This window comes from Streptomyces sp. NPDC059816 (assembly GCF_042732055.1).
Classification (GTDB): Bacteria; Actinomycetota; Actinomycetes; order Streptomycetales; family Streptomycetaceae; genus Streptomyces.
Window position 1 is genome coordinate 194,938 of sequence record NZ_JBHWIQ010000009.1, and the last position, 22,458, is coordinate 217,395.

Annotated in this window: 21 protein-coding genes; 15 read left to right on the forward strand and 6 right to left on the reverse strand. The window is 71.0% G+C overall.

Going from position 1 to position 22,458, the window contains the following annotated elements; translation table 11 throughout:
- Positions 1 to 126: 126 nt before the first annotated feature.
- From ACFV88_RS14870 to kdpB, 4 genes are all read right to left on the reverse strand, one after another.
- Positions 127 to 1,299 carry a serine hydrolase domain-containing protein gene (locus tag ACFV88_RS14870; protein WP_385490501.1) on the reverse strand — a complete coding sequence of 391 codons (1,173 nt, stop codon included), beginning with the start codon at positions 1,297 to 1,299 and terminating at the stop codon, positions 127 to 129.
- A gap of 385 nt (positions 1,300 to 1,684) precedes the next feature.
- A complete protein-coding gene (locus ACFV88_RS14875) occupies positions 1,685 to 2,476 on the reverse strand; it encodes an ABC transporter permease (RefSeq protein WP_385490504.1) in 792 nt (263 codons plus the stop codon).
- A complete protein-coding gene (locus ACFV88_RS14880; RefSeq protein ID WP_385490507.1) occupies positions 2,473 to 3,459 on the reverse strand; it encodes an ATP-binding cassette domain-containing protein in 987 nt (328 codons plus the stop codon). Before ACFV88_RS14880 ends, ACFV88_RS14875 begins: the two co-directional genes overlap by 4 nt.
- 519 nt (positions 3,460 to 3,978) lie before the next feature.
- Positions 3,979 to 6,135, reverse strand: a complete 2,157-nt coding sequence (gene kdpB, locus ACFV88_RS14885; RefSeq protein WP_385490510.1) for a potassium-transporting ATPase subunit KdpB — start codon at positions 6,133 to 6,135, stop codon at positions 3,979 to 3,981.
- Between the two features lie 1,102 nt (positions 6,136 to 7,237).
- Between kdpB and ACFV88_RS14890 the strand changes: the two genes are divergently transcribed.
- The 5 genes from ACFV88_RS14890 (at position 7,238) to ACFV88_RS14910 (ending at position 11,016) form a co-directional block, all read left to right on the forward strand.
- The gene (locus tag ACFV88_RS14890) at positions 7,238 to 8,107 is read left to right on the forward strand and encodes a lytic polysaccharide monooxygenase (RefSeq protein ID WP_385490513.1); all 870 of its coding nucleotides are present in this window, start codon (positions 7,238 to 7,240) and stop codon (positions 8,105 to 8,107) included.
- A 255-nt stretch (positions 8,108 to 8,362) separates the two neighbouring features.
- Positions 8,363 to 8,821, forward strand: a complete 459-nt coding sequence (locus ACFV88_RS14895; protein WP_385490515.1) for a MarR family winged helix-turn-helix transcriptional regulator — start codon at positions 8,363 to 8,365, stop codon at positions 8,819 to 8,821.
- 7 nt (positions 8,822 to 8,828) lie between these two features.
- On the forward strand, positions 8,829 to 9,653 hold the full coding sequence (locus ACFV88_RS14900) for an ABC transporter ATP-binding protein (RefSeq protein ID WP_385490518.1): 825 nt from the start codon (positions 8,829 to 8,831) through the stop codon (positions 9,651 to 9,653).
- A complete protein-coding gene (locus ACFV88_RS14905; protein ID WP_385490520.1) occupies positions 9,613 to 10,458 on the forward strand; it encodes an ABC transporter permease in 846 nt (281 codons plus the stop codon). The genes ACFV88_RS14900 and ACFV88_RS14905 overlap by 41 nt, the downstream gene beginning before the upstream one ends.
- Positions 10,459 to 10,584: 126 nt before the next feature.
- Positions 10,585 to 11,016, forward strand: coding sequence for a hypothetical protein (locus ACFV88_RS14910; RefSeq protein ID WP_385490522.1), 432 nt, complete (start codon positions 10,585 to 10,587; stop codon positions 11,014 to 11,016).
- Here ACFV88_RS14910 and ACFV88_RS14915 read toward each other — a convergent pair.
- Positions 10,977 to 11,255: a hypothetical protein gene (locus ACFV88_RS14915; RefSeq protein ID WP_385490525.1), complete on the reverse strand. Its 279-nt coding sequence runs from the start codon at positions 11,253 to 11,255 to the stop codon at positions 10,977 to 10,979. The genes ACFV88_RS14910 and ACFV88_RS14915 overlap by 40 nt on opposite strands.
- A 66-nt stretch (positions 11,256 to 11,321) precedes the next feature.
- Positions 11,322 to 12,134 carry a helix-turn-helix domain-containing protein gene (locus ACFV88_RS14920; RefSeq protein ID WP_385490528.1) on the reverse strand — a complete coding sequence of 271 codons (813 nt, stop codon included), beginning with the start codon at positions 12,132 to 12,134 and terminating at the stop codon, positions 11,322 to 11,324.
- 136 nt (positions 12,135 to 12,270) lie between these two features.
- Here ACFV88_RS14920 and ACFV88_RS14925 point away from each other — a divergent pair, with 136 nt between their 5' ends.
- From ACFV88_RS14925 to ACFV88_RS14970, 10 genes are all read left to right on the forward strand, one after another.
- Entirely contained in the window at positions 12,271 to 13,506 is a 1,236-nt protein-coding gene (locus ACFV88_RS14925) for an MFS transporter (RefSeq protein ID WP_385490531.1), read from the forward strand.
- 885 nt (positions 13,507 to 14,391) lie between these two features.
- The gene (locus ACFV88_RS14930) at positions 14,392 to 14,529 is read left to right on the forward strand and encodes a hypothetical protein (RefSeq protein ID WP_385490534.1); all 138 of its coding nucleotides are present in this window, start codon (positions 14,392 to 14,394) and stop codon (positions 14,527 to 14,529) included.
- 16 nt (positions 14,530 to 14,545) lie between these two features.
- Positions 14,546 to 15,742 carry an isochorismate synthase gene (locus tag ACFV88_RS14935; protein ID WP_385490536.1) on the forward strand — a complete coding sequence of 399 codons (1,197 nt, stop codon included), beginning with the start codon at positions 14,546 to 14,548 and terminating at the stop codon, positions 15,740 to 15,742.
- The gene (locus tag ACFV88_RS14940) at positions 15,739 to 17,346 is read left to right on the forward strand and encodes a (2,3-dihydroxybenzoyl)adenylate synthase (RefSeq protein ID WP_385490537.1); all 1,608 of its coding nucleotides are present in this window, start codon (positions 15,739 to 15,741) and stop codon (positions 17,344 to 17,346) included. The genes ACFV88_RS14935 and ACFV88_RS14940 overlap by 4 nt, the downstream gene beginning before the upstream one ends.
- Before the next feature lie 124 nt (positions 17,347 to 17,470).
- Positions 17,471 to 17,710: a phosphopantetheine-binding protein gene (locus ACFV88_RS14945; RefSeq protein WP_385490539.1), complete on the forward strand. Its 240-nt coding sequence runs from the start codon at positions 17,471 to 17,473 to the stop codon at positions 17,708 to 17,710.
- Complete coding sequence (locus ACFV88_RS14950; RefSeq protein ID WP_385490540.1) at positions 17,707 to 18,555, forward strand: siderophore-interacting protein; 849 nt, start codon at positions 17,707 to 17,709, stop codon at positions 18,553 to 18,555. Before ACFV88_RS14945 ends, ACFV88_RS14950 begins: the two co-directional genes overlap by 4 nt.
- Positions 18,556 to 18,665: 110 nt before the next feature.
- Positions 18,666 to 19,661: an ABC transporter substrate-binding protein gene (locus ACFV88_RS14955; RefSeq protein ID WP_385490542.1), complete on the forward strand. Its 996-nt coding sequence runs from the start codon at positions 18,666 to 18,668 to the stop codon at positions 19,659 to 19,661.
- Positions 19,658 to 20,680, forward strand: a complete 1,023-nt coding sequence (locus ACFV88_RS14960; RefSeq protein ID WP_385490545.1) for a FecCD family ABC transporter permease — start codon at positions 19,658 to 19,660, stop codon at positions 20,678 to 20,680. The genes ACFV88_RS14955 and ACFV88_RS14960 overlap by 4 nt, the downstream gene beginning before the upstream one ends.
- Positions 20,681 to 20,733: 53 nt before the next feature.
- Positions 20,734 to 21,675: a FecCD family ABC transporter permease gene (locus ACFV88_RS14965; protein ID WP_385490627.1), complete on the forward strand. Its 942-nt coding sequence runs from the start codon at positions 20,734 to 20,736 to the stop codon at positions 21,673 to 21,675.
- Positions 21,672 to 22,457: an ABC transporter ATP-binding protein gene (locus tag ACFV88_RS14970; protein ID WP_385490547.1), complete on the forward strand. Its 786-nt coding sequence runs from the start codon at positions 21,672 to 21,674 to the stop codon at positions 22,455 to 22,457. Before ACFV88_RS14965 ends, ACFV88_RS14970 begins: the two co-directional genes overlap by 4 nt.
- Position 22,458 lies beyond the last annotated feature (1 nt).

Consider the following 22,458-nt stretch of genomic DNA (forward strand, 5'->3'; position numbering starts at 1 on the left):
ATGACGTTGCCCCCTATAATGCGCAGATATCGCACTCTGGGGTGCCATGTCAGCCGGATAGCCCTGAAACGTGGATGCGCCCCGTCCACTGGTTTCACCTGCTGAACGACCCTCGAACGGAGAGCGCTAGCGTGTCGACGGGCGCTTCTTCGTGGCCTTTCCGTCGCAGAAGACCGAGTTCACGATGTCCGGGGACCAGGCGAAGTCCGCGTTGACGTTGATGGTGACGGAGCGGTGGCCGTTCTCCGTGGCGACGGCCTCGCTGCCGCCGCCCGCGGCTCCGCCGCTGTGGCCGTAGACGGTGGTGCCGCAGCTGGTGCGATAGCGGTAGAGGCCGAGGCCGTACGCCTCGTAGCCCTGGACCTGACCGGCATTGGGCAGCATCCGCTTCATCGCGTCGAGTTGTGTCCGGGGCAGCAACCTGCCGGCCAGCAGGCCCCGCAGGAACCGGTTGACGTCGCCGGTCGTGGAGATGATGTCGCCGTCGCCGAACGCCTGGGACGCGTTCTGCTCGGTCACGTCGTGGATGTCGGTCGCGTGGGGGTCGTCGCTGAGGAAGGAGTACATCCGCGGGTGCGGCCCCGGAATGGTCACCGTGCTCCCGGGCAGGGTGGTGTGGCGCAACCCGAGGGGCTTGAGGACGCGCTCGCGGATCTCGTGGGCGTAGGAGTTCCCGCTGGTCTTCTCGATGATCATCCCGGCGAGAACGTAGCCGGTGTTGGAGTAGGCGTGACGGTCGCCAGGGGCGAAGTCGGGCCGGTGGGCCAGCCCCACGCGCACGGTTCGCAGCGGGGGCCAGGTCTCGTAGCGGCTCGTCAGGTACTCCTTGGTGAAGAACTTCCGTCGGTACTCCGGGTCGCTCATGTACTCGCGCAGTCCGCTGCTGTGGTTCAGCAACTGCCGCACCGTGATCGCCCGGCCGTCGTTGCCGTTGCCCCGGACGACGCCGGGGAGCCACTTCTCCACCGTGTCGTCGAGGCTGAGCAGTCCGTCGGCCTCCTGGTCGAGCAGGGTGGCGGCCACGAAGGTCTTCGTGATGCTGGCGATGCGGAAACGTTCGTTCGCCGCCCTCGCCTCCCCGGTGGTGCGGTCGGCGACACCCGCGGTGCCGTTCCACACCCGGTCCCCGGTGCGGACCTGGGCGATGACACCGGGTGCGCCCTGCCGGACGAGATCGTCCAGCGCCCGCTGGGTCGCCTCGGACCGGGCACCCGGACCGGGAGCCGGGCCCGGCCCGGCCTGAGCGGGGGCGGCGAGGACGCCTGCGGTGATGCCGGCCGCGACTGCCCCCACCAGCACCGCGCGGGTGCTCCGCCTCCGCGTTCCCGCCCTGCCACGTGCCGTCGTTCGTTCTGTCACGGGATGCTCCTCACTCCGGTCGGCCACCCGGGACACCGCGGAACGCAAGGGTCACGGGATTGACCCGATGTGTCCGGGAAGCTTGTTGCTCGTGATGACCGCGGGACGCCTGGCAACAGTTGATCGTCGGAGCGGAGTTGGCCGGAACCGGTGCGAACCGGCTTGTGTTGACCCCTCCGAAACGGAGGGCGGGCCGCCCGCAGCGATCAGGAGCGGGCGGCCCCTGCCTGGTGCACCGGGACCTGCCTCTGCTCGCGGGGCGGAGGCCGGCCCGCCGGTCCGGGTCCGGTAGGAGTTGCGGGAGGCGCCAGCGCGGTCGTCTCCGCTAGTTCGGGTCGCGGTTGAACTGCGCCGTCGACCAGCGGTAACCGATCGCGATCAAGCCGACGCACCAGGCGATCGCGATCCAGCCGTTGTTGCCGATCTCGGTGCCGAGGAGCAGACCGCGGAGGGTTTCGATGGCGGGGGTGAAGGGTTGGTACTCGGCGATCGGTCGGAACCAGTCCGGCATCGTGCCGGCCGGGATGAACGCACTGGAGATGAGCGGTAGGAGGATCAGCGGCATGGCCATGTTGCCGGCCGCCTCGGGGTTCGGACTGGCCGCGCCCATCCCGACCGCGATCCAGGTGAGGGCCAGGGCGAACAGCGTGATCAGCCCGAACGCCGCGATCCACTCCAGTGCTGTGGCGTCCGTGGACCGGAAGCCCATCGCCATCCCGACGGCGCCGACGAGGACCACGCTCATCACGCACTGCAACACGCCGCCGAGGACGTGGCCCACGAGCAGGGAACCCCGGTAGATCGCCATCGTGCGGAAGCGTGCGGTGAGGCCCTGGGTCATGTCGACGCAGACGGACACCGCGGCCCCGATCACGGTGCTGCCGACGGTCATCAGCAGCAGGCCGGGGACGATGTAGGCGATGTAGTCGGAGCGGTTCGCGCTCCTGCCACCGATGCCGGCACTCATCACGTCGCCGAAGATGTAGACGAAGAGCAGCAGCATCATGATCGGCGTGAGCAGCAGGTTCAGGGTCCCCGACGGGTAACGCCAGGCGTGCAGGAGGTTGCGGCGCAGCATGGTCGTCGAGTCGCGTACGGCGAGGGACAGGGCGCTCATCGAACGTTCCCCTTCGGCTGGTTGGGGACACGGGCGGGGCCGGTCAGAGCGAAGAACACGTCGTCGAGGTCGGGGGTGTGAACGGTCAGTTCATCCGCCTCGATGCCGGCGGAGTCGAGCCAGTCGAGAAGGGAGCGCAGTTCGCGCTGACTGCCGTCGCTGGGGATGGTCAGCGACAGTGCCTCGTCGTTGCGGGTGATCTCGCGCAGGGCGTCAGCGGCGGACTGGTACGCGGCCGGGTCGGTGAAGCGGAGCCGGACGTGCCCGCCCGGGACGAGGCGCTTGAGTTTCTCGGCGGTGCCCTCGGCGACGATCTTGCCGTTGTTCAACACGGCGATGCGGTCGGCGAGTTCGTCGGCCTCATCCAGGTACTGGGTGGTGAGGAGAACGGTCACCCCGTCGGAGACGAGGCCGCGGATGATGCTCCACATGTTGTGGCGGGAGCGCGGGTCGAGTCCCGTCGTCGGCTCGTCGAGGAAGATGATCCGGGGGCTGCCGACCAGCGTCATCGCCAGGTCGAGCCGTCGCTTCATGCCGCCGGAGTAGGTCGAGGCGGGCTTCTTCGCGGCCTCCGCCAGGTCGAAGCGCTCCAGGAGTTCGGCGCTGACCCGCCGGCCCTCGCTCTTGGACAGGTGGTGCAGGTCCGCCATGAGGAGCATGTTCTCCTCGCCGGTGATCAGGCTGTCGACGGCGGAGAACTGTCCGGTGACACCGACTGCGGCACGGACCGACTGCGGGTCGGCGGTCAGGTCGTGCCCGCCGACGTGCAGGTCACCGGCGTCGGCGGTGATGAGCGTGGAGAGGATCTTCACGGCGGTGGTCTTGCCGGCGCCGTTCGGGCCGAGCAGCGCGAACACCGATCCGGTCGGGATGTGCAGATCGATACCGTCGAGGACGAGCTTGTCGCCGTACGCCTTGCGTAGTCCGACGGCGGAGACGGCGATCGGCGACGGACGACCGCCACCCCGCCTGGTTGTGGGCATGACAGATGAAGACATGGTGGCTCCCTTTCGGAGGCTGGGGAATGCAGGGGGGAGCGGAAGCTGATGCGTACGCGGATCGGGCGGCCGTCCGGTGCGGTGCGTCGGTGCCGCCGCCCGGGGGAGGTGTCGAGCGGCCTGCCCCCGAAGGCCCGCGGGTTGGGGCGCGGGCAAGGTCGAGTCAGGTGCCGCCAGCCTGCTCGACGCCGCCGGGTCCTCCGCTCGTGGTGGGGTCGCTGCCTGTGGTGGTCTCCCGGACGTTCAGCTCCCACCTCCTTGAGTCCGTCGATGTGCGAGGGGCGTGCCGTGGCCGACAAGAACGTGCGGGCCCATCCCTCGGCCACCGGTACTGCGTAGCGCCGAGTACCACTACAACGTATCACCGAGTAGTGGGGGTGTCAGCACGACGGCCTTGCCTTCCGCGGGCTCGGGGCTTTCCCTGCGGTACGAGTTGAACGTGACGGAGAAGTCCGCGGTGACCGGCGCGAGTTGGGCACCGGTCCGTGCCGGAGGGGCTGCTGTTCAGCCCAGACCGGGAATCGTGGAGACCACCAGGTCGATCAGCTTGATGCCGACGAAGGGGAGGACGAGGCCGCCGAGACCGTAGATGGTCAGATTGCGGAGCAGCAGGTCGTGAGCCGAGGCCGGGGTGTACCGCACGCCCCGCAGGGCGAGCGGAATCAGTACGACGATGATCAGGGCGTTGAAGATGATCGCCGAGGTGATCGCGGACGTGGGGCTGTGCAGGCCCATGATGTTGAGGGTCTCCAGACCGGGATGGGTGCCGGTGAACATCGCGGGGATGATCGCGAAGTACTTGGCGACGTCGTTGGTGATGGAGAAGGTGGTGAGGGCGCCCCGGGTGATGAGGAGTTGCTTGCCGATTTCGACGATCTCGATGAGTTTGGTCGGGTTGGAGTCGAGGTCGACCATGTTCCCGGCCTCCTTGGCGGCGGAGGTGCCGGTGTTCATCGCGACGCCCACGTCCGCCTGGGCGAGGGCGGGGGCGTCATTGGTGCCGTCGCCGGTCATCGCCACGAGCCTGCCGCCCTCCTGTTCCCTGTGGATGAGGGCGAGCTTGTCCTCGGGGGTGGCCTCCGCCAGGAAGTCGTCGACACCCGCTTCGTTCGCGATGGCCCGCGCGGTCAGCGGGTTGTCACCAGTGATCATGACCGTACGGATGCCCATGGCGCGCAGTTCCGCGAACCGCTCCCGGATGCCGTCCTTCACCACGTCCTTCAGATGGACGGCCCCGAGGACGCGTGGTCCGTTCCCGTCGTCCACGGCGACCAGCAGGGGGGTGCCGCCGGACGCGGCGATGGAGTCGGAGGACCAACCCGCCTCGGCGGGGACCGTGCCGCCCCGTACCCGCACCCACTTGATCACCTCGGTCGCCGCGCCCTTGCGGATGCGGTGTACGGCGTCGTCGCCCGACCAGAGGTCGACTCCGCTCATCCTGGTCTGCGCGCTGAACCGGATGAACCGGGCCCGGCCCAGTTCCCCCGCGACGGGTTCCTGCATCCCGTGCTGCCGCTGGGCGAGGACGACGACCGACCGCCCTTCTGGGGTCTCGTCGGCCAGTGAGGCCAGCTGGGCCGCCCTGGCGAGGGACGGTTCGTCCACACCGGGCAGGGTGACGAAGCCGGCTGCCTCGCGGTTGCCGAGGGTGATGGTGCCCGTCTTGTCGAGCAGCAGGGTGCTGATGTCGCCCGCCGCCTCGACGGCCCGGCCCGACATGGCGAGGACGTTGCGCTGCACGAGTCGGTCCATGCCGGCGATGCCGATGGCGGAGAGCAGCGCTCCGATGGTCGTCGGGATCAGTGTGACCAGCAGCGCGACGAGGACCGTCGTGGACTGGTCGGCACCCGCGTAGGCGGCCATCGGCTGAAGGGCGAGGACCACGAGGACGAACACGGTCGTCAGGGCGGCGAGCAGAATGTTGAGCGCGAGTTCGTTCGGGGTCTTCTGCCGGGAGGCGCCTTCGACGAGGGCGATCATCCGGTCGATGAAGGAGTGCCCGGGGCGCGAGGTGACGCGTACGACGATGCGGTCGGAGAGCACGGTGGTTCCGCCGGTGACGCCGGAGCGGTCACCGCCCGACTCCCGGATGACGGGTGCGGATTCGCCCGTGACGGCCGATTCGTCGACCGCCGCGACGCCGTCCACGACCTCGCCGTCCGCCGGGATCGGTTGACCGGCCGCGACGAGGACGAAGTCGAAGGGTTGGAGAGCGGTGGCCGAGACGGTCTCCACCTCCGCGGAGGAGAGGTGCGTGCCGATGCGCCAGTTGTCGCGCAGCCGCACCGCGACGGTGTTCGTGCGCGCCCGGCGCAGGGACTCGGCCTGGGCCTTTCCCCGGCCTTCCGCGACGGCCTCCGCGAGATTGGCGAAGATCACGGTCAGCCACAGCCAGACGCTGATCACCCAGGCGAAGACGGAGGGGTGGACCAGGGCGGACAGGGTGGTGAGGACCGACCCGGCGGCGACGACGAACAGCACCGGGTTCCTGGCCAGGGCCCGCGGGTGCAGCTTGCGCAGGGCGGCGGGGAACGACGTCAACAACTGCGCGGGATCGAACAGACCGCTCGTCCCCCTGCGTCGGGCCGCCCGTCGGTGACCGCCTGCACCCCCGGGGGGCCGGGACGTGACCGGAGCCTGCTGACGGGTGGCTGGAGACATGGCGAGGACCTTCCGACGGGAAGAACAGCCACCGGGGCCGGACGAGCGGCACGGGGCGATGGGAGCCGTTTCGTCGTGCGGTCACCGGAGGGAGCCGGGGAGACCGTACGACCGCACGGGGAAGGCGAACGGGAGGACGCCGCCACGTGCCCGGTCGCGCGGGCGCGCCGACTGCCGTCCTGCCACTCGCGCGCGGTCCGGTAGCGACCGAGGGGGAATCTAGGCCAGGTGGTGGGGCCGAAACCGTTGACCTGCCAAGGAATTGACGGCCCCCTGACAGCGCGCCGGAGCGGACGTCAAGCGCCCGTCAAGGCGGGGGCGGCAAGCATCAGGGAGCCGTCAATGCGCCGCGCGGGCACGGGGGAGCGCGGGCAGGGATGTGCACCGGGGACAACCGCCGTGGCCGCCGTGGCCGCCGTGGTCGAGAAGGCCGAGAACGCCGGGCCGCCGGGGCGTGGTGGGGGCGGTCGCCCCGGACGGCGGACGCGCAGGCGACCTGTGGGCGACCATCTCGGCCCGGGGAGAGCGGGACGGAGGGGCGTTCCGCCCGTCGAAGGGGGACCACGGGGAGTGACGGCAACGCGCGGACGGGGACTCCGTATCGGCCCGTTCCCCCGCCGATCCTCTCCGGTCCACAATGCCCGCCACAGGCAGTAGTCGTTGTGCACCCCGCTACGGTTCCCGGGCGGTGCGTTTTCGTGTGACGGAACACGATGGGTCAAGGGTCGGTCCGGGTGCGCAGACGGGAACTCGCCGGGGTTCGTTCCGCGCCCGCGTACCACCTTCGCGGACGTGTTTGCGCAGGTCGGGACGCGAACAGGGCTGATGATGAAGGTGGTTGGCGTAACGTATCGGAGCGGCGCGGAGACCGACCGGCCGGCCGCCGGGGCTTGGGGCATCACGCCGCCGACACCATCGTCGCCCCGGCCGTGATGACTCTGGGTAGCGAAGAATCCTTTCTGCGGCGGCCCGCGCGAAACCCCTTGCTATTGGTATGTACCAATGCGATCCTCGGTGCAGATCGCCGTCCCAACACCCCACGTATGGGCCGGTGTTGTCACGACCCTCCCGACGTCCCCTACACGTACGAGAGTGAGCCACTATGTCTGCCACCCGCCGCCGCCTCGCCGCCGCCTCGGTGGTCGTGTCCGCCGCGACCTTCGTCTCCCTGGCGCCCTCACCCGCGAGCGCGCACGGCTCCGTCTTCGGTCCGGTCAGCAGGGTGAGTGCCTGCTTCGCCGAAGGTCCGGAGACGCCGAAGTCCAAGGTCTGCAAGGACCTCCTCGCCGACTCGGGGTCCCAGCCGCTCTACGACTGGAACGAGGTGAACATCGCCAATGCCAACGGGAAGCACCAGGAGATCATTCCCGACGGGAAGCTCTGTTCCGCCAACCGTGTGAAGTACCGCGCCCTGGACTGGGCCCGCACCGACTGGCCCGCCACGGCGGTGACCGCGGGTTCCTACAACTTCAACGTGCGGATCACCGCGGCGCACCTGGGCACGATGACGATGTACATCACCAAGCCGGGCTTCGACCCGACGAAGCCGCTGAAGTGGTCGGACCTGGACCCGACCCCGGTGGGCAAGTACGCCACGCCGCGCGCCAGCGACAACGGCTACTACAAGTTCACCGGCGCCCTCCCCGCCCGTACGGGCCGTCACATCGTCTACAAGGTCTGGCAGCGCCACGACAGCCCCGAGGCGTTCTACGGATGCTCGGACGTCGTCTTCGGCGGCGGGGGTTCGTCCGCGGCCAAGGCTCCCAGCGAGGCGAAGATCGACGCGGGCGCTTCGCGTTCGACCGTCAGCCACGCGGGCCACGGCGGGGACGAGCAGGCTCCCGCACCGGTCTCCGCCGAAGCGCAGTCCACCGGCTCCCCGATGGCCGGAGCCTTGGCCTGGGGGGCGGGCGCCGTCATGTTCGCCGGGGGCGCCCTGTACTTCGGCCGCGGTCGCCGCCAGACGAACTGACACGGCTTCCAGACGGTGTGACACCACCATGAACGCTCCCTTGCGGGCGTCGTGGTAGTGCGGACTCGGTCCGTCACGGCCTTCGTCCTGGGCCCGTGCTTCAGAGGTCGAAGCGCGGGACCGGGCGGAGGCCGTGTTCGCGTAGGTCGAACGAGACCCGGAGCGGTGGGGCCCGGCGCGACCGTGCGGCACCCTCCGGCCAGCGGCCGGGTAGCGATCACCCGATTACCTCTCACCAAGAGGTAATATGGAAATATGTCCGACATGGGGCCTGCGGAGGAGCTGGGGGAGCTGCTGGTCGGTGTGAACCGGCTGACGCGCCGCAAGCTCCGCGGCGGCCTCGTGGACCCGCCCCTACCGGCGGCCCAGGCCGAACTGTTGCGACTGGTCCAGTCGAACCCCGGCATCCGGGTGTCAGCGGCGGCACGGGAACTACGGCTCGCCGGCAACTCGGTCTCGACCCTGGTCCGACACCTCACCGGCCAGGGCCTGCTGGCGAGGGAACCCGATCCGCAGGACCGCCGGGCGGCGCTGCTCCGCGTCACCCCGCGGGCCGCCCGACGGCTACGGGACTGGGACGACCGACGGGCCGGCATCTACCGGGAGCAGTGGCAGCGGCTCCCGTCCCAGGACCGCGACGCCCTGGCCGCCGCCGTGCCGGCGCTGCGCAGACTCGCCGCGCAACTCCACGAGGAGACGCACCCAGGGAAGTGACCCGGCCATGACCGACAACGCCATCGACTGCACCGGACTCGTCTACCGCTTCGGTGCCACCCGTGCCGTGGACGACGTGGACTTCACCGTCGCCGCCGGTGAGGTCTTCGGACTGCTCGGCCCCAACGGCGCCGGCAAGACCACCACGATCAGGGCGATCACCACCCTGCTCCCCGTTCCGGCCGGGATGATCCGGGTCTTCGGGCACGACGTGACCCGGGCGAAGATGGCCGTGCGGCGGCTGATCGGCTACGTCCCCCAGCAACTCTCCGCCGACGCGGGCCTCACCGGACGCGAGAACGTCACGCTCTTCGCCCGGGTGTACGACGTGCCGCGCCGAGAACGCACCGACCGGGTCGCCCGGGCCCTCGACGCCGTCGGACTCGACGACGTGGCCGACCGGATGGCGAGCACGTACTCCGGCGGGATGGTCCGCCGCCTGGAACTCGCACAGGCACTGGTCAGTTCGCCCGGGCTGCTCATCCTGGACGAACCGACCATCGGCCTCGACCCGATCGGCCGGACCAGCGTCTGGGAGCGGCTGAACGAGGTGCGCACGGCCACCGGAATGACCGTACTCGTCACCACCCACTACATGGACGAGGCCGACCAGTACTGCGACCGCCTCGCCCTGATGCACCGGGGCGCGATCCGCGCACTCGGCACCCCGGACCACCTGAAGTCCCGACTGGACCGGCTGGCGCCGGCGGAACACTCCGCCACCCTGGAGGACGTCTTCCGCCACTACGCCGACACCGGTCTCGACGACCGCACGGGAGGCGAATTCCGCGATGTGCGCAGCACCCGTCGTACGGCGTCCCGCCTCGGCTGAACCGAACCCCCGCCCCGTCCGGCCCACCCGGGTACGCACCGGCTGGACCGTGCTACCCGCCCGGGTGGTCGCCATGTGCACGGTGGAACTGCAAAAGCTCCGCCACGACCGCACCGAGCTGTACACCAGGGCGATACAGCCCGCGCTCTGGCTGCTGATCTTCGGCGAGACCTTCACCCGGATCCATGCGATCCCCACCGGGAGCATCCCCTACCTGGACTTCCTGGCACCGGGGATCATCGCCCAGTCCGCCATGTTCATCGCCATCTTCTACGGCATCCAGATCATCTGGGAACGCGACGCGGGCGTGCTCAACAAGCTCCTCGTCACCCCCACCCCGCGGGCCGCCCTGGTCACCGGCAAGGCGTTCGCCGCCGGGGTGAAGGCACTCGTCCAAGCCCTGGTGGTGATCCTGATCGCCGCTGCCCTCGGCGTGGCGCTCACCTGGAACCCCCTGCGCCTGGCGGGCACGGCCCTGGTGGTGGTGCTGGGATCGGCGTTCTTCGCCTGCCTGTCGATGAGCATCGCCGGCATCGTGCTCACCCGGGACCGCTTGATGGGCATAGGCCAGGCGATCACGATGCCGCTCTTCTTCGCCTCGAACGCGCTCTACCCCATCGCGCTGATGCCCGGCTGGCTCCAAGCGGTCAGCCGGGCCAACCCGCTGAGCTACGAGGTCGACGCGCTCCGCGGCCTCCTCATCGGCACCCCGGCCCACCTGCCGCTCGACTTCGGTGTGCTGTTCCTCGCGGCGCTCGCCGGCATCTGCTGCGCCTCGGCGCTGATGGGCCGCCTCGCCCGTTAGATCGCGCACCGCACCCCCGGATGCCGTACTCCGCCCTTGCCCGGGGGCGCCGACCGGGCCGGGGCGGAGTACCGTCGAAGACGAGCCGCAGCCGGGTGCCCGGCAGCGTAGGAGGTGCGCCCCAGGATGGACGCGGAACGTGCCCGCCGCATGGTGGAGTCACTGCGTGCCCGTGGCGTGATGGCCCATCTCGTGGAAGCAGGGGTCTACGAGTTCGGCATCCGCGTGGTCCTCGACAGCGGGATCGAAGCGCTCTGGGACGTCGACGGAGCGGCCGGGCTGGACGCGGAGATCGTCGACCAAGGGGTTCTCATCGGCTTCGTCCCGCACGTCCCGGGCTCCGAGAACTACACGGAACAGCAACTCGTGGAGAGCATCGCCACGACGAACTACTCGACGGAAGGGCTGCACCCGCCGACGGACGGCCCACCCCCGGAGCCGGGCCACACCGTGCCACCGGCCGACGCCGACCTCCCGCATCCCGGAGCGCCCTCCCCGGCAGTGCCCCCGGTGCGTCGTCAGCGCCGCGCCCACTGGATCAGGCGGCACGGGTCCTGACGGTGCGGTGCCCCGAACCGCGCGCCAGCACCGGCGCCCTGCTCCAGGTGCAGCAGGCCGATGCACCAGTGGATGTAGGAGAGACGCCACTGCTCGCCGTTCACCTCCGACATCGACGCGGCTTCCAGGAGCAGCTCCTCCGCTGCGGAGACTTCCTTGCGGTGGATGCGGGCGAGACCCAGTTGCGCGAGGCACATCGCCGTTCCCATTGCGTCGGACTCGGCCCGGCACAACGCCAACGACGTAGCGTACGGAGTTTCCGCTCCCGGTCGGTCGCCCGGGTGGCGCAGGCATGCGCGCCCTTGTCACCGGTTCCCCGCGAGTCGGTCGACGGCTTCGGCCGTCGGGTCGTCCGCGGGGAGGAAGACGACGAGTTGCTGGTCGTCCCCGGGCAGTTCGAGCGTCTCGCGGAGCAGCCGGAGCCGGTGCCCCGTCGGGTGGTCCAGCCGTAGGACGCCACGTGGTGGCACCACATGGCGGTGCAGCCGGCCGGTGAAGTCGGGCCCGGCGACGGGGGCGAGCTCTCCGGTGAGCCACTCCAGGTTCTCCAGGGACGGCGCCCGCCACAGGTCGAAGGTCTGCTCGTCCGCGACGTCGTCCCAGTCGACGAAGAACTTCCGGGCGCGGGGGTCGGTGAACAGGTAGTGGTTGAGGTTGGGACGTGCGGCGTCGAGCAGCCCCGTCCCGCTGGTGGTCGACTGGTAGCCGCTGGTGCGGGCGAGCACGTCGCCCAGCCGGTTGGTCACGATGGCGATGCCGGGTTCGAGGAGGCGGAGCGTCCGCAAGACGGACGGTCGCACGTGTCTGGGCGGCGGCACGGGACTGATGCGGACCGAGCACACATCACCGGTGATCTTCGCCACGTACCGCAGATGCGTGCGCTCCGCGGGGTCGAGACGGAGCGCGTCGGCGAGTGCGTCGATGATCGGCGGCGACGGGTTGCGGTCGCGGCCCTGTTCGATGCGGGCCAGGTACTCGACGCTGATGTCGGCCCGCGCGGCGAGGTCCGAGCGGCGCAGACCGGGCGAACGGCGGCGGCCGTGGCCCGGCAACCCGAGGGATTCCGGCTGGACGCTGTCCCGTTTGGCGCGGATGAAGTCCCCCAACGGCGTTGCCACGCGGCCAGGTTACCCGCCCCGCTGTCGAGGCCACGGTGGTCCGGCCGCCTGGTCGCCCGGTGCGAGGGTGGCCTTTCGGGGGCCAGCCTCAGCACGGCCTCGTTCTCCGGCACGGTGCGGCCCGACGATGACGGGCATGGAGAACAGGTCGACACGGCGGTCCGGGCAGGCGTTGTTGGTGTGGGGGCTGCTCGTCGTGGCGGCCAACCTGCGGGCGAGCCTGACCGGTGTCGGGCCCTTGTTGGACCGGGTGCGGGGGGATCTGGGTCTGGTACCCGCCGCGGCGGGCCTGCTGAACGCGCTGCCGTTGCTGGCGTTCGCCGCGCTGTCCCCGATGGTGCCCCGACTGGCCGCCCGATGGGGTGCCGAGCGGCTCCTCGGGGGCGCGCTCGTGGTGCTGACGTTGGGGATCGCGGTCCGGTGGGTGCCGACGGCCACCGCGCTGTTCGCGGGTTCCGTGCTGATCGGGTCGGGCATCGCCGTGGGCAACGTGCTGCTGCCGAGTCTCATCAAGCGCGACTTTCCCACCCGGGTGGGGCTGCTGACCGGTGCCTACGCCACGGTGATGGGCGGGGTCGCCGCAGTGGCGTCCGGAGTGGCGGTGCCGATCAGTGTGGTCGCCCCCGGTGGTTGGTCCACCGCGTTGGGCGGCTGGGTCCTACTGGCGCTGGTGGCCGTGCTGCTGTGGCTTCCTCAGATGCGGCGGGCTCCGCAGCCGGCTCCGCAGGCGAACCGCGGGCACCGCTTGCCCTGGGGCTCCGGGCTCGCCTGGGCGGTCACGGCGTTCATGGGACTCCAGTCGCTGGGCTTCTACGTGGTCGTGACGTGGTTGCCCGAGCTTCTCCAGGACAACGGCGTCAGCGCGGCCCGTGCGGGATGGCTACTGTTCCTGCTCCAGGCGGTCGCGCTGCTGACGAGCCTGGCGGTGCCCGGTGCGCTGCGGTGGGCGCGTGACCAGCGCGCACTGGCGGCGAGCTGCTCGGCGGTCCTGCTCCTGGGCTACCTCGGGCTCCTCCTGGCGCCGGGTCGGGCGTTGTTGTGGAGCGTCGTCCTCGGGCTGGGCGGTGGAGCCTGTCTCGTGCTCGCACTGGCGTTCCTCGGTCTGCGTGCTCAGGACGCGAGCGGGGCGGGTGCGCTGTCGGCGATGGCGCAGTCGATCGGCTATCTGCTGGCCGCCGTCGGGCCGGTGCTCTTCGGACTGCTGCACACCGTCAGTTCCGGCTGGCGCGCGCCACTCGCCCTGGTGTGCCTCGCTGCCGCCGCCCAGACGGTCGTGGCGCTGGTCGCCGGCCGGGGCACGGTGCGGTCCGCCGACGACCGGGCGCCCGGCGGCGTCCCCCCGGCGTCGGAGGGCGCCCCTCATCCCGGGTGACGGGGAGGGGCGTAGATCGAGAGGTGTACGACCTCGACGCCTCGGCGTCGGAGCGCGTCCGTGGACCCGTATGACGAAGAGCACGTCCGCGCCGAGCTCCACCACCTGCCGCCGATCGCGTCCGGGGCCCTTCGCCGTCCGGGGTGAGGTGGGCGCATCGTCCGCGTCGGGCGCAGGCACGCGGTCCGGCGAGTTCGCGCATCGAGCGGTCGACCAGGTCATCGTGGTGGACGGCCAGGTCGTACCGCAGGGTGAACCGGGCTCCTCGGGTTGGGCATGAGCGGCGGCCATGGCGGCCGGGAGCGCTCCGGCCGCCATGAGCCGGATCAGCGCCCGTCGGCCGTCCACCCGTGCTCCCGCACGGGCGTTCCCGGGCTACTCCCGTTGACCACAGCGAGTTATGACGGTCAGTCATATGTCACGGAGTCATGAGGGGCGGAGCTCGCCTTGCGCATGTCGACGTCTCTGATTAGGTTAGCCTTACTTTAGTGAACGAGGGGGGGATACATGCTTGCCCGGAACGGGGGGAAAGCCGGCTCGATCGTGCTGGTCACCAGAGCCTCCAGCGGAATTGACGCCGTCGTCGCCCATGACGCGGACGATCCGGCGGATACCGTGAAACGCCCCGACGGCCGGGCCGCCCCCTTCGGCACCGAGGCAGCAGGCGGGCGGCCGGTGCCACGGAGCGAGGCCGCCGGGAAGAAGCCGATCGGCAACCCCCCTTCACACACACGGTGTTGTCGACGTCCGCTGCGAACCGGTCCGCCGACCGGCCCCGTACGGGCGTGCACGTCCCGGCTCGACCGACACCCCGATGCGGCGACCACCGCAGTCGGACGAGAACGACCTCGCGCAGGTGAGCGCGGGAACCCCGAACAGTTCCTGGTGGGCATCACGCCCGGCGGCAACGCCGAGCCGGCCGGCATCACTGACGCCGCCGCGCCGCTGCCGGCTTCCGGCCGGATCCGGTGCACCACTGCGCAGAACGTGTTCGTCGACGGCGGCGCGACCCCGCGCGCCTGAGGAAGGAATCGCTGACGTGTCCATATCCGCGCTGGTGCGCCCGAGTCCCGTGTACCGGGCGGCCGACCTGCTGGCCGCCTACCTGCCCGGCTCGCTGTTCTTCTCCTCCTCCCGGGGAACACTGCTCGCCGACGGCGTACACGCCCGGGTCCGGGCCGAGGACGGGCGGCACGCACGTGCCGCGGCCGAGGCGCTCGACGCGGCCGCCGCTGCGGGGGTGGTCGAACCCATCGTCGCCGGGGCGGTCGGATTCCGCCCGTCGGCCACGACCGGCCTGGTGGTGCCCTCCGTGGTGCGGCGCGCCGAAGCCCCCGCAGGCGTACGCGCCCCGGACGCGGAGTCCGGCACGTCGTGGACGGTGACACCGCGCCCCGAGGCCGCGCGCTACGCCGACGGAGTGCGCCGTGCACTGGAGTTGATAGGCCGCGGTGACCTGGACAAGGTCGTCCTGGCCCGATCCCTGGAGCTGACCGCGGACGCCCCGGTGTGGGTGCCCGCGCTACTCGCCCGACTGGTACGGGCGGACCCGGCCGCGTACGGATTCGCGGTCGACGTCACCGCCCCCGGCGACCCCGCCCCGCGCACCCTGGTCGGGGCCAGCCCCGAACTGCTGGTGTCCCGCCGCGGCACGACCGTGGTGGCCAATCCGCTGGCCGGCTCGGCCCCCCGTTCGGGTGACGAGGCCGTGGACCGCGAACGGATCGCCCGACTCCGCGCATCGACCAAGGACCTCGGCGAACACGCCCACACCGCCGCACAGGTGGCCGAGGTGCTCGGGCGGTTCTGCGTGGACCTGGACGTCCCCGCGGAGCCCGAGGTGATCGGCACGCCGACCATGTGGCACCTCTCCACGCGCATCAGCGGACGGCTGGCCGATCCGACCGGCCCCGCCAGCTCGGCACTGGGGTTGGCCGAGGCGCTGCACCCGACCCCCGCCGTGTGCGGGGTGCCCGGGGCCGGAGCCCTCGCCGCCATCGCGGACCTGGAGCCACAGGACCGCGGCTACTACGCCGGGATGGTCGGCTGGACGGGTCACGACGGCGACGGCGAGTGGGCCGTCACGATCCGCAGCGCCGAGGTCTGGGACCGGACGGTGCGACTGTTCGCCGGGGCCGGGATCGTCGCCGGCTCGGACCCCGCCGCCGAACTGGCCGAGACGGGCGCCAAATTCGGCACGCTGCTGCGTGCACTCGGACTGGAGGACGCGGCATGACCGTGGACCACGTGGCCTGGCCGCCGGAGGTCGCCGCGCGCTACCGGGCCGCGGGGCACTGGCGCGGGCAGACCTTCGGGGCGCTGCTCTCCTCGCTGGCCACCGAGCACGCCGGCCGGACCGCCGTCGTGGGCGGGGAGAGTCGCTGGACCTTCGCCGAACTGGACGAGCGGGCCCACCGGATCGCGGCCGGTCTGATCGACACCGGACTGGCGCCCGGCGACCGGGTCGTCCTCCAACTGCCCAACATCGCGGAGTTCCTGCCGGTGGTGTTCGGGATGTGGCGCGCGGGCGTACTGCCGGTGTTCGCGCTGCCCGCGCACCGCCGCAGCGAACTGCTGCACTTCGCGACGCACAGCGAAGCCGCCGCGATCATCACCGTCGGCGAACACGAGCGCCACGACCACGCCGCGACCGCCCGCACCGTCGCGTCCCAAGTGGACTCCGTGCGCCAGGTGTTGGTGCTCGGAACGGACGAGTTCACCGACCTCGCCCGGACGGCGCCGCGGGAGCTGCCCGACCCCGACCCCCAGGGCGTCGCGTTCCTCCAACTGTCCGGTGGGAGCACCGGATTGTCGAAGCTGATCCCGCGCACCCACGACGACTACCTCTACAGCGTCCGCGAAAGCGCCCGGATCTGCGCCCTGCGCCCCGACAGCGTCTACCTGGCCACGCTGCCCGTGGCGCACAACTTCCCGCTCAGCTCGCCGGGGGTGCTCGGCGCGCTGTACGCGGGCGCCGCCACGGTCATGGCGCCGCGACCGGACGCCGACACCGCGTTCCGGCTGATCGAGTCCGAAGGGGTCACGATCACCGGGGTGGTGCCCCCGCTGGCCGCCGCATGGGTGCAGGCCGCGGCCCGCACCGACCGGGACCTGTCCTCCCTCGAAGTCCTGCTGGTCGGCGGGGCCAAGTGCGGGCGCGAACTCGCCGAACGGATCGGCCCGGCACTGGACTGCCAGCTCCAACAGGTCTTCGGCATGGCCGAAGGGCTGGTCTGCTACACGCGCTTGGACGACCCCGAGGAGGTCGTCCTGGGCACCCAGGGCAGCCCCATCTCCGACGACGACGAGATCCGCGTCGTCGACCTGCACACCGACGTCGACGTGGCGCCCGGCGAGACCGGGGCCCTGCTCACCCGCGGCCCCTACACGATCCGCGGCTACTACCGGGCCGCCGAGCACAACGCCACCGCGTTCACCACGGACGGCTTCTACCGCACCGGCGACCTGGTCCGGCGCAGCCCCTCGGGACAACTGGAAGTCGTGGGGCGGGCCAAGGAGCAGATCAACCGGGGCGGGGAGAAGGTCGCGGCCGAGGAGGTCGAGGACCATCTGATGGCCCACCCGAGCGTGCTCGACGCCGCCGTGGTCGCCGTGCCCGACCCCTACCTCGGCGAGCGGATCTGCGCCTACGTCGTGCCCGCCACGGACGTCGTGCCCACCGGGCTGGAGCTGCGCACCTTCGTGCGCGAACGCGGGATCGCCGCGTACAAGGTGCCCGATCTGGTCCAGGTCGTCGAACAGTTCCCGGTGACCGGCGTCGGCAAGACCAGCAAGCGTGAGCTGCGGGCGGCGCTGGCCGCCCTCGCGCGGAAGGAGTGAGGAGCGTGTCCCCGCCCGAGATCCGACCGTACGCGCTGCCCCTGACGGCCGATGCGTCCTTGGCCCCGTCCCCTCCGTCCACTCCGTTTGCGTCGTCCGCACCGATTCCCGCAGGAGCCACCCGATGAACCAGCCCTTGTCACCCGAGCGGGTCCGCGCCGACGTCGCGGAGCTGCTGGGCTGCGACCCCGCCGAGATCGCACCCGAGGAAGACCTCGTCAACTACGGCCTGGACTCGATGCGGATCATGGTCCTGGTGGAGCGCTGGCGCGATGCCGGGGCGACCACCCTGGAGTTCCCCGACCTGGCCGAACGCGCCGAACTGGGCCACTGGACGGCGCTCCTGACCGGCCACGCCGCATGACCCGGGTCGACCACCGGCACCGCCACCTGGAACGGATCGCCGAGGTCCGGGCGGGCCGCGGAGCCGAGAAGGTGGGCTATCCGATCCGGGTCCGGGAGATCGAGGTCGTGCGCACCGCGATGGTCGGCACCGGCCTGCTGCGCGTGACCCTGGGCGGAGCGGGCGTCGAGGGCTTCGAGGCCCATGCACCGGACGAACACGTCAAACTGATCTTCCCGGAGGCGGACGGCTCGCTCAGGCTGCCCGAGGTGAACGGCATGATGCTCAAGTGGCCGCGCCCGGCGCCCACCTCGCGCGAGTACACGGTGCGCCGCTTCGACCCGTCCGCGGGCGAGATCGACATCGACATCGCCCCGCACGCACACGGCCTCGCCTCCGACTGGGCGTGCGCGGTCGAGCCGGGTGCCCTCGTCCACGTCGCGGGACCGCCCGGCGGGCTGATCGTGCCGCACACCTACGACCGCTACCTGCTCGCCGGCGACATCACCGCGCTGCCCGCCATCGCCCGCTGGCTGGAAGAACTGCCCCGCACCGCACGCGGCTGGGCGTTCATCGAGGTCACCGACGCCGGCGAGGAGATCGAGCTGTCCGCGCCCGAAGGGATCGACGTGCACTGGCTGCACCGGGGCGAGCGCCCCGCGGGCACCGGCGACGCCCTGGAGCGGGCCGTGACCGCGGTGACCGTGCCCGAGGGCGAGCGCGTGTACCTGTGGGCGGCGGGGGAAGCGGGGCAGGTCAAACCCCTGCGCCGCTGGGCCCGAGACGCGTTGCAGTTGGCGAAGGCCGATCACGACATCACCGGCTACTGGAAACGCGGCGTCGCCGACTTCGACGACGACCACTGACCTCCGGCAGACCGGCCGGACGCACCGGCACGGGCATCCCACCCCACCCGGCCGTCCCCTCAACGACGCCTCACACGAGGCGAGTTCCACCTCATCTCAAGGAGTTATGCATGTTCGTGCGCAGATCGTCGGGTCTGGCCGGCGCCTTGGCCCTGAGCCTGGCCCTCACCGGATGCGGCTCGTCCGACGACGAGAAGGGTTCGGACGCGAAGGACAAGACCCGGGTCTTCACCGCCGACAACGGCAAGATCACCATCCCGGCGGACCCGAAGCGCGTCGTGGCCACCGGCTACGCCGTGCCCGTCCTGATCGAGGCCGGCGCACCGCTGGTCGGGATCTCGTCGTGGAAGCGCGGCGAGCCGATGATGAACGAGAAGGACCTGGCCGCCTACAAGAAGCTCACCAAGGTGGCCGGCGAGCAGGCCGCCGAGACCAACTACGAGGCCATCGCCGAAGCCGACCCCGACCTGATCGTCATCGGCGTGCCGGCCCCGGTGCTCGGTGACATCGACGTCAAGCGGCTGGAGTCCATCGCCCCCGTCGTCGCGATCGGCCCGACCGTGCCCTCCGCCTGGCGCGAACTCTCCCACAAGCAGGCCGACGCCGCCGGAGCGCTCAAGCAGTTCGACAGCGTGAAGGCCGCCTACGAGACCAAGGCCGGCGAGATCGCCAAGAAGTACGAGGCGGTCCTGCCCAAGCTCAAGCTGGGCCACGTCGGCGCCTACGGCGAGGTCGCCAAGGGCAACTTCCACCGCGAGTTCGGCCGCTCCTGGGGCTCCAACATCGCGGAGGACATCGGCGCGACGTACTACGGCAAGGTCAAGAAGGCCGGCCCCGGCTCGCAGTCGGTCAGCGAGTACCCGTCCATCGAGGAACTCCCCGAGTCGCTCGGTGAGGCCGACGCCATCACCTACTCGGTCCAGGCCGACGGCACCGTCCCCGAGCCCGTGAAGTACGTCATGGACTCGAAGCTGTGGAAGAACCTGCCCGCGGTGAAGGCCGGCAAGACCTTCGCGTTCCGCTACACCGAGGCCGCCACCTACGGCCAGGGCGTGCAGACCCTGGACGCGATCGACAAGGCGTTCGCGCCGCTGCTGGACCAGTGACCGTCGCAGGCCACGCGTCACGGCAGGAGGGAACCAGGCGGGCCGTGCCGCAGGTCGGCATCCTCGTCGGCGGGCTGGTGCTGCTGCTGGCGATCGCCGTGCTCAGCATCGGCGTCGGCGCCCGCTCGGTCCCGCCCGCCGAGGTCGTCCGGGCCCTGGTGGACTTCCGGGGCACCGACGACCACGTGATCGTCCGGGACGTCCGGGCACCCCGCGCGCTGCTCGCCGTCGCGGTGGGCGCCGCGCTCGCGGTGGCCGGCGCCCTGATCCAGACGCTGGCCCGCAACCCACTGGCCGAGCCCGGCATCCTCGGGGTCACCGCGGGCGCCGGATTCGCCATCACCCTCGGCTCGGCCCTCGGCTGGGCCGGGGGGCAGGCCGGCGAGCTGGGCTTCGCGATCATCGGTTCGGTGCTCGCGGCCCTGCTGGTCGCCGCCGTCGGCCGTCGTTCACCGCTGCGCATGGTGCTCACCGGCGTGGCGGTGACGGCGGTGCTCAGCGGCGTCGCCCTGGGCATGCGGCTGATGCTCCCGGACGTCTTCGACGTCTACCGCTTCTGGTCCGTCGGATCGCTCGCGGCCCGCGAACAGGCATCGCTGGCCCTCCCGTTGACCGCGATCGGCGCGTCCCTGGTGGGCGCGCTGCTGCTCAGCCGGTCGCTCAACGCCCTGACCCTGGGGGAGACCGTCGCCCACACCCTGGGCGCCGGAGTGAACCGGGTCCGGGGCGCCGTCCTGGTGCTGATCACCGTGCTCAGCGGAGCGGCCACCGCGGTCGCCGGCCCGATCCTCTTCGTCGGGCTGATCGTGCCGCACCTGGTCCGCCGGCTCGCTGCGGGCTCGGTGCCCTGGCTGATGCTGCACACCATGGTGCTCGGACCGATCCTGCTGCTGATCGCCGACATGGGCTCCCGGGTCCTACTGCCCACCGGCGAGGTGCCGGTCGCCATCGTCACCGCGTTCCTCGGCGGCCCCATGCTGATCTGGGCCGTGCGCCGCTACGGGGCGGGATCGCTGTGAGCGCGCTCACCGGAGTACGGGCCGAACCCCGTACCGTCGTCCTCGGCGTGGTGATGACCGTCCTGCTGCTGGGCCTCGGCCTGCTCGGACTGTGCTACGGCGCGTCCTGGTCGTCGCCCGGTGAAGTGTTCGCCGCGCTCACCGGCGCGGAGCACTCCGTGGTCATCCTGGAATGGCGTCTGCCACGGGTACTGGCCGGGCTGGTCTTCGGCGCCGCGCTCGGGGTGGCCGGAGCGATCTTCCAGAACCTCACCCGCAACCCGATGGGCAGCCCGGACGTGATCGGCCTCGACGCCGGCGCGTACACCGGCGCCCTGGTCGCCATCACCGTACTGTCCGGCACCTCCGCCCAGTTGGCCGTCGGCTCGGTGGCCGGCGGACTGATCGTCGCGGCCCTGATCTACCTGCTCTCGTTCGACCGGGGCTTCTCCGGACTGCGACTGGTGGTCATCGGCATCGCCGTCAACGCGATGGTGACCGCGATCAACTCGTGGATCGTGCTGCGCGCTGAACTCGAAGTGGCGATCGCCGCGGTCGGCTGGAGCGCCGGCTCCCTCAACGGCGTCGGCTGGGACGACCTGTGGATACCGTTCTCGGTGATCGCCGCGCTGCTGGTCGTGATGGCCGCACAGGCCCACTCCATGCACCAGGCGTCGCTCGGCGACTCCATCGCGGTCACCACCGGCGTCGGCCTCGACCGACTGCGCCTGCTCATGGTGCTGGTCGGCGTCGGCTGCACCGCCACGGTGACCGCAGTGGCCGGACCGATCGCCTTCATCGCCCTCGCCGCCCCGCAGATCGGCCGCAGGCTCGCCGGCGCCCCCGGCGTACCCCTGCTCCCGGCCGCACTGACCGGAGCCGTGCTGCTCCAAGGCGCCGATCTGCTCGCCCAGATGCTGCTGGCGCCCGTCGCGCTGCCCGTCGGCGTGGTGAGCACCGCGATCGGCGGCTGCTACCTGATCTGGCTGCTGACCAAGGAAGTGAGGCGAGCGTGAACGCACGCCTGACCGCGCGGGAGATCACCCTGCGCTACGGAGACCGGGTGGTGTCCACACGGCTGAGCCTCGACGTCCCCGACGGCGCGTTCACCGCCATCGTGGGCCCCAACGCCTGCGGGAAATCAACCCTGTTGCGCGCGTTCGTACGACTGCTGCGCCCCCACACCGGACACGTGCAACTCGACGGCCGGGAGGTCGGCGACTACGGCAACAAGGCCCTGGCCAAACAGCTCGGCTTCCTGCCGCAGGACCCCCTCGCCCCCGAGGACATTAAGGTCAGACAGCTGGTGGGACGCGGCAGGTTCCCCCACCAATCGCTCCTGGCGGTGTGGTCACCGAAGGACCAGGAAGCCGTCACCGAGGCGATGGCCGCCGCCGGCGTCGCGGACCTGGGCGACCGGCTCGTGCACGAGCTGTCTGGCGGCCAACGACAACGGGTGTGGATGGCGATGGTGCTCGCCCAGCAGACCCCCTATCTGCTGCTCGACGAACCCACCTCGTTCCTCGACATCACCCACCAGTACCAACTACTCGGCCTCCTGGCCAAGTTGCGTGACGAGGGCCGCACGGTGATCGCCGTCCTGCACGACATCAACCAGGCGTGTCGGTTCGCCGACCACCTGGTGGCCATGAAGGACGGCCGGGTGGTCGCCGAGGGCGACCCCGCGGACATCGTGGACGCCGTGCTGATCAAGGACGTGTTCGACCTACCGAGCGTCATCGTCCCCGACCCGGTGACAGCTACGCCGATGGTCGTCCCCACACTTCAAGGAGAGTAAG

What these genes read in the sequence shown, in the direction of transcription:
- ACFV88_RS14965 (WP_385490627.1), top strand. Translation starts at nt 20,734, where the DNA reads ATGACCGTCCTGCTGCTGGGCCTCGGCCTGCTCGGACTGTGCTACGGC.
- ACFV88_RS14880 (WP_385490507.1), bottom strand. Translation starts at nt 3,459, where the DNA reads ATGCCCACAACCAGGCGGGGTGGCGGTCGTCCGTCGCCGATCGCCGTC.
- ACFV88_RS14890 (WP_385490513.1), top strand. Translation starts at nt 7,238, where the DNA reads ATGTCTGCCACCCGCCGCCGCCTCGCCGCCGCCTCGGTGGTCGTGTCC.
- ACFV88_RS14955 (WP_385490542.1), top strand. Translation starts at nt 18,666, where the DNA reads ATGTTCGTGCGCAGATCGTCGGGTCTGGCCGGCGCCTTGGCCCTGAGC.
- ACFV88_RS14945 (WP_385490539.1), top strand. Translation starts at nt 17,471, where the DNA reads ATGAACCAGCCCTTGTCACCCGAGCGGGTCCGCGCCGACGTCGCGGAG.
- ACFV88_RS14950 (WP_385490540.1), top strand. Translation starts at nt 17,707, where the DNA reads ATGACCCGGGTCGACCACCGGCACCGCCACCTGGAACGGATCGCCGAG.
- ACFV88_RS14900 (WP_385490518.1), top strand. Translation starts at nt 8,829, where the DNA reads ATGACCGACAACGCCATCGACTGCACCGGACTCGTCTACCGCTTCGGT.
- ACFV88_RS14875 (WP_385490504.1), bottom strand. Translation starts at nt 2,476, where the DNA reads ATGAGCGCCCTGTCCCTCGCCGTACGCGACTCGACGACCATGCTGCGC.
- ACFV88_RS14925 (WP_385490531.1), top strand. Translation starts at nt 12,271, where the DNA reads ATGGAGAACAGGTCGACACGGCGGTCCGGGCAGGCGTTGTTGGTGTGG.
- ACFV88_RS14940 (WP_385490537.1), top strand. Translation starts at nt 15,739, where the DNA reads ATGACCGTGGACCACGTGGCCTGGCCGCCGGAGGTCGCCGCGCGCTAC.
- ACFV88_RS14895 (WP_385490515.1), top strand. Translation starts at nt 8,363, where the DNA reads ATGTCCGACATGGGGCCTGCGGAGGAGCTGGGGGAGCTGCTGGTCGGT.
- ACFV88_RS14905 (WP_385490520.1), top strand. Translation starts at nt 9,613, where the DNA reads ATGTGCGCAGCACCCGTCGTACGGCGTCCCGCCTCGGCTGAACCGAAC.
- kdpB (WP_385490510.1), bottom strand. Translation starts at nt 6,135, where the DNA reads ATGTCTCCAGCCACCCGTCAGCAGGCTCCGGTCACGTCCCGGCCCCCC.
- ACFV88_RS14910 (WP_385490522.1), top strand. Translation starts at nt 10,585, where the DNA reads ATGGACGCGGAACGTGCCCGCCGCATGGTGGAGTCACTGCGTGCCCGT.